The following is a 16,198-nucleotide window of genomic DNA, read 5'->3' as shown; positions in this document are numbered from 1 at the left end:
GCTGAATAACTTTACTTTTCATTATTCAGAACAGATTTTAATCATAAATAACCATTTAAAAACATTATATTAAATATTAAAATCCATACCGTAATGATGGATTTTTACTTATTCGGCTATATTTTAAGAACAATATTTCAGAGCGGACGCTCTTTCATTTATCAATCCCCACTTTTTTCCACACATCGCAATGTAATGGAAATATGGTTTTAAGACGAGTTTTTATTATATTAAGATATTTATCTTCAAGCCCGCCGCTGTTTGAGATAGAACTATTTTCAAAAATAAGCGTGTATTTTTTTCTCGATCCTGTCTCTGTCCAATATACTTCGAACTCCGCGCTTCCCTCGATCTTTGCGTTTATCATATTACCTGTTAGTTCATAGCGAATATCATTAACTGTCCATGTTAGCTCCAGCTTTCCCTTAACAGCGATGCCATTATGAAAATCTCCGCCAAACTTACAACCGGGAGTTTCGTTAATAAAATTTTCGTATTGCGTCAAATAACCCTCGCCCTCCGCTTTGCCGTCTATAAATTGTCCTGCTCTACAAGAGGGGGTGCCGCCGTGCGGTAAAGTTCTAATTTCGCCGTAAGTAATATGCGAGAGCGGATCGTTATCGACCAATTTAGGAGAGTAATAAAAACCATTGCCGTTTGGATATTTCATTACCGCGCCTTGATCGGAAATTTTTCCATTATCTTGATATTTTCCCGAAAACTCCGCTCCATTAGGATATTTAGTAACAAACCGCCCATCGGGATTGTTTTTCTTTACCTCTTTCATAAAATTTTGCATTTTCATATATTGTGCGCCAACGCTTTTATATGTTTCGTCAAACTCCTTATTCAACTGCTCCTTTGAAGCAGTCAAGATATGTTTTGCGTGAGAAAGCAGTTCGCCGCAGGCGGCTGTTTTTTCTTTGCTGTTTTCTTCCTTTGCGAACCACTCTTTTATCTCTTTCTCAAACGCTAATACCGCCGAAACATCACTGCCTGTTATTTTGTTGTATTCCCAATCTTCATACTTATCTTTCCTGTTCTGAACGCTCTTTGGTCTGCTGAAATATCTCACTTCTCTATCTTGAAGAAATTGAACACCATAATCAAACAGGCAATTAGAATCTGTATTAAAGTTGTTTATATTTTTATTATAAGCCGCCGCGCCGTCGATCCTAAATAATTTTCCGCGCACTTTTGTTTGAGCTAATAAAAATGTAGTTAATGACTGATCATACTTTGCAGCATTCGCGGATTTATATTTAGCGTTAGTATAAAGCGTAAATTGCTCTAATACGCCTCTATTGATATAACGGGCGCGAATGCGATCGATATTTTTGGGGATATTTTTGTTCAAAGTTACATCAATTCCATCTGTACTTATGTGATTTCTCATGTCAAACCCATCACTGCTGGGAATACTCCATATTTTTGTATTATAAGACAAAAGCGGCTCATCAAAAAGATAATTGCTGCCATACGGATTAGAATTTGTAATTATTGGTTTATCCGATAACGAACCATTTTTATTTACCTCCGATATTACGCCGATCGCCCACATTTTAATTCCCTCCCAAGGCGCGAAATCTTTTTCTACAAGATTGGCGACCGCATTAGGTAAAGGCGACATACTTTCGCGGACATAACGGTGCGGTTTAGTATAATAATCTATTTCTCTGCGGCTTGCCCCTTCCAGTTTTTCTTCCGCGTAAGGCGCAATAGAAAAACCAAAGGTGAAATAACGATTGTCAAATGATATACCCAAATTGCTATTGTGGTATGGTTTTTCGCCCAATGTTTCGCTAAGATATTCGATCGACATCGATATTTGAAAACCTGTAAGCGGTATAGAACCTTTCCTTGTTGTTCCATATACTTCCTCGCTTTTATCTATCTCTTTTGGCAACTTGAAACGAATTTTTCCATCTTGTATTGTTGCGTTTTTGGCTTGTATTGACTCGCTCACCTCAACCTTCCCGCTTTTCGCGGGCAATCCGGCGCCAAACGCGATGTAATGCGGTATTAACTCCACCAAATTACTGAGGCTTTCAGTTTCCGTAACCAGTCCCTCATACTCGCCCCAAATATACATTCCATAGGGCATTTTATTTTTCAATATCTCTGTTTGTTCTTCGCTCAAAAGCGGATAATAAATATCTGTCAGCGCAAACTCAAATTCTCGCATTTCCTCTGAGGGTATGCCGTCTGCCGCCGATATGCCGCTTACAAATAAACCAAGCAATGCCGCTAAAACCGCTAAAATTTTTCTCATTTGATAACCCAAATGTTTTTATATCACGCCTAACTCACAAATCGGTTTTCCGCGATCAGCAATATCACTCTAAGACAGCTCTCGATCATCATCGCGTCCGCGCCGATCACCTTCATCAATTGTATGCAGTTTGGCAGATTGCCGCACCAATATGCTCACGATTATGCTGCTGTTCAGGCAGCCTGTAAAAACCCTTATCCCTGTTAATACGATTGATGCAGATACAGCATCGCCTAACACAAGCGATTGTTAAAATCACATTTGAAATCAGCTACACACAAGTAACCAACGCCGCCAAATCATCGTCGGTTAAATCGGCACGCAGCGACAGGCGCACCCGAGCAGTATTTTCCGGAACAGTGGGCGGGCGTATCGGCAATACATAAAAACCGGCTGCCTGAAAAGTACGGGCTTTGTCTGCCGCGCTGTCGTCGCTGCCAGTGATAATCGGAACAATATGGCTGGCTGATGCACACGCACCATAGCGGCGTTGCACGGCTTGGCGAAGCAAAGCGGCGATGTGCTGCAATCGGGTGCGCTCTTGCTTAAAACCGATTAATTGTTCAAACACAAACAGTGTCCACGCCCAATTCAAAGGCGGCAGTGCGGTGCTGAAAATCAGCGGACGCGCGGTGTTAATTAAATAATCGCGCAGCAACGCATGGCACACCACAAAACCGCCTGCAGAAGCGGCGGCTTTGCCGAATGCACCCACCAAAAAATCAATATCCGCCAATACATTTTGCTCTTCGGCACAGCCCAAGCCGTTTTTGCCGCGGACACCAAACGCATGGGCTTCGTCCACATACAGCATGACTTTCGGAAATTGTTGTTTCAGGCGAACCAAAGCCAACAAATCCGCTTCATCGCCGTCCATACTGAACAGGCTTTCGGTAACGATAATAATGCGTTTAATGCCGACATCATCAGCATGGCGTTCCAATAGTTGCCGCAGCTGCTGCAAATCGTTGTGGCGGTAACGCACACAGCGGGCAGCGGATAAACGAATGCCGTCGATTAAACTCGCGTGCACCCATTTGTCTGCCAAAATCAAAGTATGCTTATCACTGGCGGCGGGTAAAATGCCGATATTGGCGTGATAACCGCTGTTAAACAACAATACCGAGCGCCCAAACTGCGCCGCCATTGCTGTTTCCAATTCGTCTGCCGCGGCATGATTGCCAATGAGCAAGCGTGATGAGACACTGCCCAAAGCAGAATCGGCATATACCGATTCCGCAAAAAAACGTTCACGCAAAACCGCGTTTCCCGCCACGCCCAAATAATCGTTCGATGCCAAATTCAGCAGCGGTTTGCCGTTAAGCAAAATGGTTTTGCCGTTGCCGAGCGCATGGGAAAACCGCCGTAAACGTCCTTGTTGGCGCAAAATGTTGAGCTTCGCGGCGTAGTCATCAAGAAGAGTAGTCATCTCTGTGGCTGAAAATAAGTGATGTTTGGTTTAAAGGATATGACACTGCATTCATCATTCATGCGGCGAAGCACTGTAATTGGTGTTTATCATGTCATTGATACAGCAGAATAACAGGCAATGTATCAGGCTGCCTGAAACGGAAACCGTGCATGGCGCACGTTTGCGGATTTAAATTGCCGCAACGGCACTTCACTTCTTCTTTATTCATTCTAATGTAATGAATTATCTGTTGCTTTTTTATTCTGAATCACTCGCTTTGCAGAATAGCCGTTAATTGTGTCAATAAAAAAGCCAATTCCTGCGGTGTAATAACATACGGCGGCATCACATATACCAGCTTACCAAACGGGCGCACCCAAATGCCGCGGGCAACACAGGCTGCCTGAAACGCTGCCATGTTCACCGCCTGATTCAGCTCCACCACACCAATCGCACCCAAAACGCGAACGTCGGCAACTTGAGGAAAATCACGCATGGGTTCGAGTGCTTGGCGCAATTGGGTTTCAATGCGCTGTATGGTGCTTTGCCAATCTTGCGCCAATAATAATTGTGTGCTTTTGAGGGCAATGGCGCAGGCAAGCGGATTTGCCATAAAGGTGGGGCCGTGCATAAACACGCCCGCTTCACCTTGGCTGATGGTGTCTGCAACGGCAGCCGTGGTCAAAACCGCCGATAAAGTCAGATAGCCGCCGCTCAAACCTTTGCCGATGCACATGATGTCGGGTTGTACATTTGCGTGTTCCCACGCAAACAATTTACCTGTACGCCCAAATCCGGTGGCAATTTCATCAAAAATCAGCAATAAATCGTATTCTTCACACAACAAGCGGGCTTGGCGCAGATATTCGGGGTGATAAAAACGCATGCCGCCCGCGCCTTGCACAATGGGTTCAAGAATCAAGGCGGCAATGTGCGGGTGGTGTTCTGCCAAAGTTTGGCGCAGCACGCTGATGTCGCTGTCGTTCCATTCGCCGTCAAAACGGCTTTGCGGCGCGGGGACAAACAGGCGATTTGGTAGGTTGCTGCCGAAAATATGGTGCATTCCGCTCACAGGATCGCACACCGACATGGCGTTCCATGTATCGCCGTGGTAGCCCGAACGCGGGGTGATGAAATTGGTTTTTTGCACCATGCCCCGTGCGGTTTGGTATTGCACCGCCATTTTCAACGCAACTTCCACCGCCACTGAACCGGAATCGGCATAAAAAATACGCTGTAAATTCGGCGGCACGATTTGCAACAGCAGTTTACCCAAATCAATGGCAGGTTGATGGGTAAAGCCACCGAACATCACGTGCGCCATGTCTTGCAATTGCGCGGCGGCAGCGGCGTTGAGTTCAGGGTGATTGTAGCCGTGAATGGCGCACCACCATGACGACATACCGTCGATTAAACGGCTGCCGTCTGCCAATTCAATGGTGCTGCCGTAAGCCCGTTTTACTTTAAAAGCAGGTAATGGGTGGGTGGTAGATGTATAGGGATGCCACAGGTGAACGCAATCAAACGGATCGCTCAATTCGGTCATAATGAGTCCAAAAAAGCACAGATGTATTGAAGCGCGGATTGTACCCGAAGTGCCGCAAAAGCATGGCTCTCATTGGGCAAAACATCAACATGCAAATGCGGTGCATTCAGTGTTTTCAGGCAGCCTGAAAGTGTGTGCGGCACCAAAGCGTCGTGTTGTGCCAGCAGGTGATATTGCGGATAAGGATAGCGGCGCAAAATATCGGTTAAATCCAAATCACGCAAGGCATTTAATCCGTCTGCCAGCATTTTTTCCGGCGGCGGCGAAATCAGATTTTGCAAAGTACGCACATCGGCTCTGGCATCGGCAGCACCCATACACACCAAACCGATAAAACGTTTTAAGGCAACCGATGGCTGTTGCTGCCAATCGCATTGAAAACGTTCAAACACAGGTTTTGTCATGGCGCAAGACCACGATTGGTTTGCCACAAAACATGGGTTTGATGCTAATGTGATTAAATATTGACGTTTCCCGCCGCTTTTCAGCCCGTCTTGTGCCAAACATGCCGCCAGTTGTCCGCCCAGCGACCACCCCATTAACACATCGGCAGCGGCCGCCTGCCGATGTATGGTAGCTCGTTGCAACGCGTCAAACGGATTAAAAACATCACACAGAATGACTTCATGCCCGCAACACTGCAACGCTGCCTGAAGCGGCTGCAATGCGGATACACCCATGCCCCAGCCGGTGATGAGAAAGATATTCATGGCTGCTGATCTTAAACACCCGCCTGCTCTGCTTGCACATCGGCATGATAGCTGGAGCGCACCATTGCGCCGATGGCGGCGTGTTTAAAGCCCATTTCGTAGGCGGCGGTTTCCAATGCTTTGAATTGTTCGGGGGTTACATAACGCAACACGGGCAAATGTGCGCTGCTGGGTTGCAAATACTGACCAATGGTAATCATGTCCACATCGTGTTCGCGCAAATCACGCATGACTTGCAGAATTTCTTCATCACTTTCACCCAGCCCCACCATTAAACCCGACTTGGCCGCCACTTCGGGTTTCGCGGCTTTATAGTGTTTAAGCAGTGCCAAAGAATGGGCGTAATCCGCACCCGGGCGCGCTTGCTTGTAGAGGCGCGGCGCGGTTTCGAGGTTGTGGTTAAACACATCTGGGGGTGTTTGCGCCAAAACAGCCAAGGCAATGTCCATGCGTCCGCGAAAATCGGGGACTAAAATTTCAATTTGGGTGTGCGGGCTGCGGGTACGCACTGCAGTTACACAATCGGCAAAATGCTGCGCACCGCCATCACGCAAATCATCGCGGTCCACCGAAGTAATCACCACATAACGCAATTTCATTGCCGCCACCGAATCCGCCAAATGCTGCGGCTCATTGCTGTCCAGCGGATTGGGGCGTCCGTGTCCCACATCGCAAAACGGGCAGCGGCGGGTGCAGATATCGCCCATAATCATGAACGTTGCCGTGCCTTTGCTGAAACATTCGCCAATGTTCGGACAACTGGCTTCTTCACACACGGTGTGCAGTTTTTGCTCACGCAAAATACTTTTAATTTCAAAAAATTTTTGCCCGCTCGGCAATTTGGCGCGTATCCATTCGGGCTTTTTGATTTTTTGTTCCAGCGGGACAACTTTAATCGGAATCCGCGCCACTTTGGCTTCGCCTTTGAGTTTCACGCCTTGGGCTTTTTGAGGTTTAGTATCTGAATTCATGCTGAAATATCTTTACGTTTTATTCACTTATGACGTCGGTTTCTATGACTGTTTCAGCAGGCTCGTTATCTGCTGAAATTTTTTTATTGAGCAGTGTATCCACCATCGAATTAATAATATAGACAGCAGTATCATACCGAAGCATGCCTTTGGTATGATAAGTGAGGTTTGCCGTGCCCTCATTATCGGCTAATCGGCTTTCGCACATCGGTTTATTATCATCAGATTTTTGACACAGATACTTAGGTATATCATCTACTTGATAATCCAATTTGTATCGGCACGCTGAATCATCACCCTCTTCGATAACAATCGTTTTAATGCCGTGGTGCTGCACCCGCTGCTGCAACACCGTAAAAAAGTCCACATCACTGCCAAAATGGCGGATTTCTTTTTTGATAATACAAAGTGTATCTATTGCTGCCAATCTCTTTTCCGGCATCGGTGTATTTTGAATGGGGCGGCACACTGCCTTGCGGCATTGAGCTTTGCTGATAAATACAGGCTCAGGTGTACTTTGAATCGTGCCGCACGCTGCCACACTCGGCAACAACAATGAGAAGCAAATTGACCTTATTTGTTTTTTCACAACAAGCTCCATTCACATTAAGACCAGACACTCCGCGCCATTTTACCCCAATTGTTCTTTCAGGCAGCCTGTTAATGTGTCGGCCACTTCAGCCATTTCAGGGCAAGGTGTAATCAAATCGGCAATTTGCGTCATCGCCAAACCGGCGTAGCCGCACGGATTGATCAACGTAAACGGTGTTAAATCCATGTTCACATTCAATGCCAGCCCGTGATACACCGCGCCGCGCTTAATCCGCAAGCCCAAAGAAGCGATTTTGCTTTCCTGGACATACACGCCCGGGCGTTTGGCGTCTGCCGCCGCCGCAATGCCGTAAGCTGCCAAAGTTTTGATAATGGCATTTTCCAAACGGCTCACCAATTCGCGCACCGAAATACCGCGCCGTTTAAAATCAATCATGGTGTACACCACCAATTGACCGGGTCCGTGATAAGTTACTTGCCCGCCTCGGTCGATTTGCACCACCGGAATATCGCTGTTTGCCAGAACATGTTCGGGTTTGCCCGCCATGCCCTGCGTAAACACCGGCAAATGTTCAACCACCCACAACTCGTCTTCAGTGTTTTCATTGCGGACATCGGTAAAGGTTTGCATGGCTGCAAAAACTTCGGTGTAATCACGCAAACCCAGCTGCACCACTTTCATTTACAGCACCACTTTTACCATGGGATGCGCGGTTAATGCCCGGTAAATATTGTCCAATTGATCTTGACTCTCAGCACGAATGGTCACTGTGACACTCAAATAATTGCCTTGACTGCTGTTGCGGGTTCTAACCTGTTCATCTGCGGTATCGGGGGCGTGTTGGCGCACCACGTCCAAAACGGTTGCGGTAAATTCAGGGTGCTGCGCGCCCATCACTTTAATCGGAAAATCTTGCGGAAAAATAATGCTGTTTTGACGGTTTTCGCTCATATCGGCATTCCTTTCAGACGGATTAGACAAGCAAAATTATTTTTATCCAAATAAGGTTAATTCAAATAAATACAAGTCAGGCTGCCTGTAAAGTAAAAAAAGCTGCCTGAACTGAATATTTTCAGGCAGCTTCTGTCTCCCCTCAACCAGACAGACTCAATAATCGTTTACAGCACCAATTGGTTATTCGCCAGCAAAGTCTCTAAGTCAGTCTGCACGTCATAGAGTTTCAGCACATTGCTGAAGTTGCCGGTGCCTTTTAAGTCCACACCGATGATGGTAGCACCCAAACCGCTGCTAATGGGATTGCCGTTGGTATCAACACCTGTGAATTTGGCATTGGCATCATAAGACACGTCCACATACTGCCTCAGATTTTGCGAGGATACATTCAATTGCCAAGCCCCATCGCTTTCACGGTACATGCCCGGTGTGTCGCCGTAATCGCTCAGCAAGTGATGCAAATCAATGACATCGGCATTGGCGTCTGCTCCTACTTTACCCACATGGAAATTCAGGGCTTCGTCAGTACCGTTGCCCGCAGTACCATCGGCGGCAGTCTTATCCTGCACAGAAAAGGCAATGGTATCGGAACCGCCCGTGCCGAGCATATACACGTCATCGCCTTGTCCGCCGTTAAAAACATCGTCTTTACTGCTGCCGACAATCGTATCAGAATCACCCGATCCAATGATTTTCTCAATATTGACAAAGAAATCCACGTACGAGTTCTGACCTGCTTTTGATTTAGCAACCACGCCTGCGCCGGTGTCAATAACGGTTTTCCAACCGGTTAAGCGGCTGTAATCCAATACATCTTGACCGCCGGTTTGTGACCACACTTTCTGACCGGTTTTATCGATTTCCCAACCGCCGCCGCCGTTATAGTAGTCGTTGCCGAGCGTACCAAAGAAATGGTCATTGTAGCCTGTACCGGAAATACCGGTTTTAAACGGATTACTCGCACTACCGCTGGCTGTACCGGCATTATTGGCACTCGTCATACTCTCGGCAGTCAGTACATAGGCATCAGAAGACAGTGTGGTTTTTAAATCACCCCAATTGGTATTGATCACCCCATTTCTGTAACCGCCCTGCGCTGCCGTGCTGCCAACATGTTTGGCAGCACCATTCACGCTATTGAGCATTTGCACCGAATATGTTTCGGTGGGGTCTAAGCCGTAGAAACTCACCAAGCCCATGGAATTGCTTGAGCCTGAAGACTGCGGGTTAATCAATTGAGTAGCAACGCACGCGCCGTGGCTGTCGTATAACTTCACGGTGTTGCCGTAGAACGTATTGATGCCGAAACCATCAACGATACGGACATGCATGGCTGTACCGTCAGCAGCAATGTTTGCGTTTTTCACGATAATGCTGCGTGCAGTATTATCCCAGCCGCTGTTCAGCCTGGAGTTGTTGTTATGCTGATACAAAATCAAGTCCAGTGAACCGTCCCAGTTATAGTCCACCACCACGGCACCGGTAATATTGTTGTTTACTTTTGCCAATTGAATGGTATTTTTGGCAGCAGCACTTTGACCCCACCTGCCCGAACCGTCATTGAGATACAGCATCGGTGCTTTATTGATATCAGTACCCGGCAAAGTAACCAAATTTTCTGCCCCATCTGTATGTTGGCGCGGTACTTCAATCACGTCAATTTTGCCGTCGAAGTTCCAGTCCACCGCAAACGAAGTACCGCCCGAGGTGTTATCACCAAACCACAGGGCTTGTGCATCGGCAGCATTCAGCTTGCCTGTACCGTCATTCAGATAAATACGGGATTCCGCACTGGACTTGCCCCCTCTGGAACCACGGTTAAGATACACATCCAGCCAGCCATCGCCGTTAAAATCACCCATGGTTACCGATTGTGATAATTTACCGCTGTCGTGGGTGGGGTCTCCGTCAAAAACATTGGGTTTGTTTACATAGGTGAAACCTTGAGTTTGGTTGCCGGTATTGTAAAAAATACCCATACTGCGCTGGTTGCCATTCCTCGGTTGGTTATTGTTAATGCTGCCATTGGCAATCATGTCAGTGTGCGCCAGAATGTCAATAGTACCGTTATTATCCAAGTCTGCCGTACCGATTTCGTGCATCACCGACAGATTATTGGGCGGCGTAATACCGGTTACCGAACCTGTACCCAAACCATTCTGAATAGTATAGTTTCCGAACGGCGGCCTGCCGTTTTCGGTACTGGTGCCTGAGCCATTAACCACATTGTCTTCATAACCCAGCACACCGCCCCTGTTTTTCATAAACGAAATAGAGTCCGCTGCCGAATCTGCCAGCACAAAGTCCAGATAGCCATCACCCTCACGGTCATACGCCACCGCACCGCCCAAGTGGTTGTTTGTTCCTTGGGTTACCGTTTTCGCGCTCCAAGTACCGTTACCGTTATTCATCCAATAAGCAGTGCGCCCGTCGTTGTCATAACTGGAAATTTGGCTCATGACATCAATAAAGCCATCGCGGTTTAAATCCACAAACATGGCACTGTTTACATATTGCTGATAGCCCTTATCATTTAGGTTATCCGGCTGCGCTAAGTAAGCGGAAGAATAAGCATCTTTTTGCGGATCATTAACGGTGTAAACCCGTCCGGCATTGGCTGTAGCATCATCTCCGCCATTGATATCGCCGTTGCCCGGCATGCCCCTCACACGTCCCACGCTTTGGAAAAAACTCCAGTTGCCGTTGACATCAATGGTGGCAGCAGCGGCATTCAAACCCAAACCATTTTTAACAGCAGTCGCAGTGGTTCCGCCCCAAGACAAAAGTTTTTCTTCTGCACCGGTTTGCGAAGTAGAAGTACCTGTATTGGTAAATGGGCTGGCACTCGAAATATTGCCGGCTTCATCGAATACCAAAAATGCCAAACTGTGGTTGCCGCCTGCCAGCTGCAAACCGGTGATGTTCCATTTGCCATCAGCATCGGCAGTTGCCCATGCCAGCACTTTATCCAAGCCTTCTTGATACATATTGTTGGCATTCACATCATCAATCAATGCCACTTTCGTACCGGCTTCCACTTTGCCATACTGAACATCGCTGAAATTGAAACTTTGGCCGGTTACGGTTTGCTGCGGCACTATCGGTGCCGTGTTAATGCCGTTCGGCGCAGTTAAATCCACTTTCACGGTACGGCTGATCATGCTGTGCACCGAACCAACGGCATCCGTTACCTGCATATCGTAAGCAGTCTCGGCATCTGTGGTGAATGCGGGTTGAGTATCGGTATATTGCCAATCAACACCGTTGCTCACCGCCAAATCCTGCCACGTTTTACCGCTGTCTTTGGAGATTTGCAGAATCTCTCCTGCCAGCAATGCGCGGTTTAATTTGCCGGAAATACTGTTGGGTGTTGCATCACGAGTGATCAAGTCATTGTCCACCCCGGTGCGGGTGTTACTGTCTCCCGAACCGCTTGCCGGTAAGCCGTGGGTAGTATCCACGTCAATCAGGAAAGTGCTGGTAACGCCGACGGGCGGAGTAGCACTCTGAATAACAATTTGCCGATTGGTTGTTGTGCCAATATTACCTGCCGCATCCACCAACTGCGCTTGCAAATTGTAAGTTCCAACGGCCAAGCTCACATTGGTGTTGTCATACAACCACGTTCCCGCTGCCGCGTTTACCACCGCATTATGCCAAGTTTGACCATTGTCCCAGCTGACTTGCACCTTATCATCGGCATCCAGTACGCCGACCGTGCCTTTGAAAATGAGTGTATCGTCTTGGGTTTTAAAATCGCCGGCAATGCCTGTGTCTTCACTGATTTCGGTGATGTCCAGTGCTGCCGTGGGTGCACTCATATCAATGGTTACGCTTTGATTTGCTTCACTGCCTTTGTTGGCGGCGTTATCCTCCACCCACAACTTGTAATCATGGCTGCCTGAAGTCAAAGCCGCATCGGCATAGTTCCAGTCAGTACCGTTTACAAACTGAGTAATGTCAATCACAGTACCGTTATCGCGCTGAAGCAGTAATTTTTCGCCTGCGGCTGCGTTCAGCGCACGGCTCAGAGTACCGCCAATGCTGATGTCGGCAGCATTGGTAATCCAGTCACCTTGTACACCGCTGTCAGGGGTAAGCGTAGTGATGTCAACGGTAACATTGGGACTGCCGGACACAATGGTAACGTCTTTGCTCACCACCGCACCTTTATTACCCGCTGCGTCAATCACCTGCAATTGAACAGTATTCACACCATCGGGCAGCTGCACGGTTTGGTGGTCAAATGTCCACGTGGCCGCACCGGTCATGCTCACATCATGCCAGGTAACACCCTTATCCAAACTGATTTGAATTTTCTCATCGGCTTCCAATGCGCTGTTGATGCCGTTGAATATCAGCGTGTTGTCGCTGGTAATAAAGTCTGCGGCACCGGTGTCGTCGGTAATGGCGGTTAATTCCACTGATGCAGTGGGTATTACACCATCCAATTTGACATTTGCCGAATCGGCAGCCGGATTACCGGCTTGGTCGGTAACATTCGCGTCAATCTGCAAGTCGGTTTTATTTACACCACTTAAATTCACGCCGCTAACCGTCCATTTACCGGCAGCAACGGTAGCAGTGCCTTGATACACCTGCTGACCATTGCTCAGGTCTTTAATCACCACGTTCACCACGCGCCCATCTTGCACATCGCTGACCACACCGCTGATGTCAAAAGCAGGTGCTTCAGCAGCGTTGATATAGCCGTCACCCGCAATCGGTGTGGTGATGGTGATTGTGGGCAATGTGATTTGTGCGCTGTAAGCACGGTCGGCTTGTTTGGCGGCAATATTACCTGCCAAATCAGTAAACACCACTTCGGCTTCGGCTTTGTGGTCTGCATCTGCCAGCAAATCATTGCCCGCAACATCAACATGCCAGTCAGTACCCTGCACCGTGGCAATATAGCTGACATTGTTCACCCACACAGTAACCACTGCAGCGGCATCAGCAGGTACATTGATGAGCTTGCCGGTAATGGCAACCGCGCTGCTGGCTCCTTCTGCTGTATTCACAACATCATCACCCGCCACTGAATCCACAGTGAATGTGGTATTGGTAATATTGGGTGCGCTCGTGTCCACATTCAATGTCTGCGGTGCACTCACTGCGCCTTCATTGCCTGCCGCATCAATGACGCGGGCGGTGTAGGTGTACGATTTGCCGTCCTGCAATCCGCTGTCGTCATAGTGCCAGTCGGTGCCGCTCACCACGGCTGTACCCACTTTGACGTTGTCTCGGTAAATTTGGACGTATTCGCCCGCTGACAATGCCGCATTCGTTGTGCCGTTAATCCGCGGGGTGGTGTCGTTGGTCGGTACGTTAAATCCGAAGTCGCCGGTCTGCGCAATTTGATCGTCGCTGTAATTGACGATCGTTACTTGCTGTGTCGGTACGGTGGTGTCGATGTTGATGGTGTAGGGATTGCTCGCCGCGCCTTCCACTTGGTTTGCACCCACGACGTGGGCGGTGTAGGTGTACGATTTGCCGTCTGTCAGGCTGCCTGATTTGTCGGTATAACTCCATGCGGTGGCACCCGCCGCCAGGGTGAATGTCCCTAAATCCACTTTCGCGCCGCCGTTCTCGCTGCGGTAGATGCGGATGTACTCGCCCGCTTGTAAGGCGGTGGTGATGCTGCCTTGCAGTTCCGGTTCCAAGTCGTTGGTGTGGCCGTTGTTGGCAACGTCGCCTGTTTGCGGGAGGGTGTCGTCTTTGACGATGCGGATGCTGATGCCTTGGCTCGCGCCGCTGAAGTTTACGTCAAAGCCCCAGCTGTTCGATTCCGCGCTGCGGTTGCCCGCGGCGTCTTCTACTTGGGCTTTGTATTCATAGCTTGAACCGCTGCCCAATCCGGAATCTTCATAAGTCCAGTTTAAGCCGTTTACGCTGATGCCGTTCTCCAGTTCGGCTATTTTGACCCAGGCACCGCCGTTGTCTTTGCGGTACAGGAAGATTTTTTCTGTACCGCTTAAGGTTTGGCTCAGGCTGCCTGAAAGCGTTGGGGTGTCGTCGTTGGTGACGCTGCCGTTCGCGATGCTGCCTTGTCCGGGGTCTTTGTTGTCTTGGACGTCGTCTATTTTAACGGTGTGCGCCGGTACGCCGGTGTCCAGGTTGATGGTCCACGCACTCGAATGCGCGCCGGCATTGCCCGCGCCGCTGACGACGGCAACGGTGTAGGTATAAGCGCCGTCTGTGCTCAGGCTGTCGGTGTGTGTCCAGCCGGTGCCGCTGACGCTACTCACTGCGCCTAAGTCGGTTACGATGCCTTTGCTGTCGGTGCGGTAAAGGTGCAGTGTCTCTCCGGTTGCCAGCGGGTTGCTCAGGCTGCCTGAAAGTGTGGGCGTTTTGTCATTCGTCCAGCCGTTGTGGGCAACTTGTACTGTTCCTGCCGTGCCGTTCGGCTGCGGTGCATAGTCGTCTTCTATTTTATCAATCACTGCGGTGTTGGTTGAACCGCCGGTTTGTAAGGTGACGGTGAAGTCGTTTGACCAGCCGCTGTTTTGTCCGGCGCTGTCTTCCACCCGCGCTCTGTAGGTAAAGTCGGTGTTGTCCGCTAAGCCTGAATCCTGATAGGTCCAGCCGGTGCCGGTTACTTTCGCTTCACCTATCCTCACTTCTGCGCCGCTGCCGTCTTTGCGGTAAACCGCCACCACTTCGTTCGCCGCCAATACGGTGCCGACGGTGCCTTTGAGCAGCGGGGTGGAGTCGTCGATGATGTGACCGCTGCCGTAGTCGGCAGGGGTGCCGACGTCGTCGTGTATGAAGTTAATGGATACGGTCATGTTTGGTGCCGAGGTGTCGATGTTCAGCACAAATTTGTTAGACGTACCACCTGAGTTCCCCGCGGCGTCAAATACTTTTGCGGTGTATTCGTAGGCGCTACCGTCTTTCAGGGAGCCGGTGCTGTCGGTGTAACGCCACTGGGTGCCGGTAACAGCCGCTGTGCCGATTTCGCTGCCGTCTCGGTATATCTTCAGATATTCGCCGGCCTGCAATGCGGATGTCAGGGTGCCGATCAGTTCGGGGGTGGTGTCGTTGGTGTAGTCGCCGCTGTTTAAGTCGCCGGTTTTGGGTGTAACGTTGTCCAGTGCTTTGACGATGCTGACGCCTTGTACCGGGGCGGTGTTGTCTATGTTCAACCCGAAGTCGTTGCTGTGAACGCTTTCGTTGCCGGCGGCGTCGGTCAGGGTGTAGCTGAAGACGTAATCGCCGTCCGCCAGATCGGCTTTGGGGGTGAGTGTGCCCGCCGATGCGTCGTAGTCGCTGTCGATTTTTACCCAGGCACCGCTGCTGTCTTTTTGATACAGCGTCGGTGTGTCGTTCAGTCCTTTACCGATGTTAAAGCCGGGACGGGCGTCGTTGGTGCTCGGCGCAGTGCTGTGGTCGTCCGTTACCGGGGCGATGTCGTCTTTGTAATCGACCAAGTCCAGTGGTTTGCTCGGTGCAGAGGTATCCATATCTGCATTGGCTGTGGCTTGCTTCGCGCTGTTACCTGCTGCGTCTTTCACATCTGCTGTGAGCGTGAGTTTGCTTTCGTGCAAGCCGCTGATGTTTACATTACTGATCTGCCATTTGCCGCCTTTCACTGTGGCATTTGCCAATACCACACTGATACCATCGCTGATTTTAACGGTTACTTTTTGTCCGTCTTCAGCATCAGTAGTACCTGAAATCACAGCAGAACCTGTGGCTTCGGTCTTGTTAAATACATTATCTCCGGCAATCGGTTTATCAAATTCGATTACAGGCGGGGTGGCATCTTTAACGGTTTCAGT

At 49.2% G+C, this 16,198-nt stretch carries 9 protein-coding genes; all 9 read right to left on the bottom strand.

The features are described from left to right. Positions 1 to 154: 154 nt before the first annotated feature. A complete protein-coding gene (locus Q384_RS04965; RefSeq protein ID WP_037586353.1) occupies positions 155 to 2,272 on the bottom strand; it encodes a hypothetical protein in 2,118 nt (705 codons plus the stop codon). Between the two features lie 271 nt (positions 2,273 to 2,543). Beyond that, positions 2,544 to 3,701, bottom strand: a complete 1,158-nt coding sequence (locus tag Q384_RS04960; protein ID WP_037586352.1) for an 8-amino-7-oxononanoate synthase — start codon at positions 3,699 to 3,701, stop codon at positions 2,544 to 2,546. Positions 3,702 to 3,951: 250 nt separating this feature from the next. Next, positions 3,952 to 5,229: an adenosylmethionine--8-amino-7-oxononanoate transaminase gene (bioA, locus tag Q384_RS04955; protein WP_211251082.1), complete on the bottom strand. Its 1,278-nt coding sequence runs from the start codon at positions 5,227 to 5,229 to the stop codon at positions 3,952 to 3,954. Then, the gene (locus tag Q384_RS04950) at positions 5,226 to 5,939 is read right to left on the bottom strand and encodes an alpha/beta hydrolase family protein (protein ID WP_037586351.1); all 714 of its coding nucleotides are present in this window, start codon (positions 5,937 to 5,939) and stop codon (positions 5,226 to 5,228) included. Before Q384_RS04950 ends, bioA begins: the two co-directional genes overlap by 4 nt. Positions 5,940 to 5,950: 11 nt before the next feature. Further along, positions 5,951 to 6,910 carry a lipoyl synthase gene (lipA, locus tag Q384_RS04945; protein ID WP_037586350.1) on the bottom strand — a complete coding sequence of 320 codons (960 nt, stop codon included), beginning with the start codon at positions 6,908 to 6,910 and terminating at the stop codon, positions 5,951 to 5,953. A 19-nt stretch (positions 6,911 to 6,929) separates the two neighbouring features. Further along, positions 6,930 to 7,499 (bottom strand): hypothetical protein, encoded by a 570-nt coding sequence (locus tag Q384_RS04940; RefSeq protein WP_156956455.1) that lies wholly within the window; start codon positions 7,497 to 7,499, stop codon positions 6,930 to 6,932. 42 nt (positions 7,500 to 7,541) lie between these two features. Next, on the bottom strand, positions 7,542 to 8,144 hold the full coding sequence (lipB, locus tag Q384_RS04935) for a lipoyl(octanoyl) transferase LipB (RefSeq protein WP_037586348.1): 603 nt from the start codon (positions 8,142 to 8,144) through the stop codon (positions 7,542 to 7,544). Further along, positions 8,145 to 8,414 carry an HP0495 family protein gene (locus tag Q384_RS04930; protein WP_037586347.1) on the bottom strand — a complete coding sequence of 90 codons (270 nt, stop codon included), beginning with the start codon at positions 8,412 to 8,414 and terminating at the stop codon, positions 8,145 to 8,147. A gap of 167 nt (positions 8,415 to 8,581) precedes the next feature. After that, the coding region (locus tag Q384_RS04925) for a beta strand repeat-containing protein (RefSeq protein ID WP_037586346.1) at positions 8,582 to 16,198 on the bottom strand (7,617 nt) is incomplete at its 5' end.

The sequence above is a fragment of the Stenoxybacter acetivorans DSM 19021 genome (genome assembly GCF_000745895.1).
Classification (GTDB): Bacteria; Pseudomonadota; Gammaproteobacteria; order Burkholderiales; family Neisseriaceae; genus Stenoxybacter; species Stenoxybacter acetivorans.
This window is presented reverse-complemented; position numbering and strand designations above follow the sequence as displayed.

Coding starts and splice junctions, on each gene's coding strand:
- bioA (WP_211251082.1), bottom strand. CDS start 5,229: ATGACCGAATTGAGCGATCCGTTTGATTGCGTTCACCTGTGGCATCCC.
- Q384_RS04965 (WP_037586353.1), bottom strand. CDS start 2,272: ATGAGAAAAATTTTAGCGGTTTTAGCGGCATTGCTTGGTTTATTTGTA.
- lipB (WP_037586348.1), bottom strand. CDS start 8,144: ATGAAAGTGGTGCAGCTGGGTTTGCGTGATTACACCGAAGTTTTTGCA.
- Q384_RS04950 (WP_037586351.1), bottom strand. CDS start 5,939: ATGAATATCTTTCTCATCACCGGCTGGGGCATGGGTGTATCCGCATTG.
- lipA (WP_037586350.1), bottom strand. CDS start 6,910: ATGAATTCAGATACTAAACCTCAAAAAGCCCAAGGCGTGAAACTCAAA.
- Q384_RS04960 (WP_037586352.1), bottom strand. CDS start 3,701: ATGACTACTCTTCTTGATGACTACGCCGCGAAGCTCAACATTTTGCGC.
- Q384_RS04930 (WP_037586347.1), bottom strand. CDS start 8,414: ATGAGCGAAAACCGTCAAAACAGCATTATTTTTCCGCAAGATTTTCCG.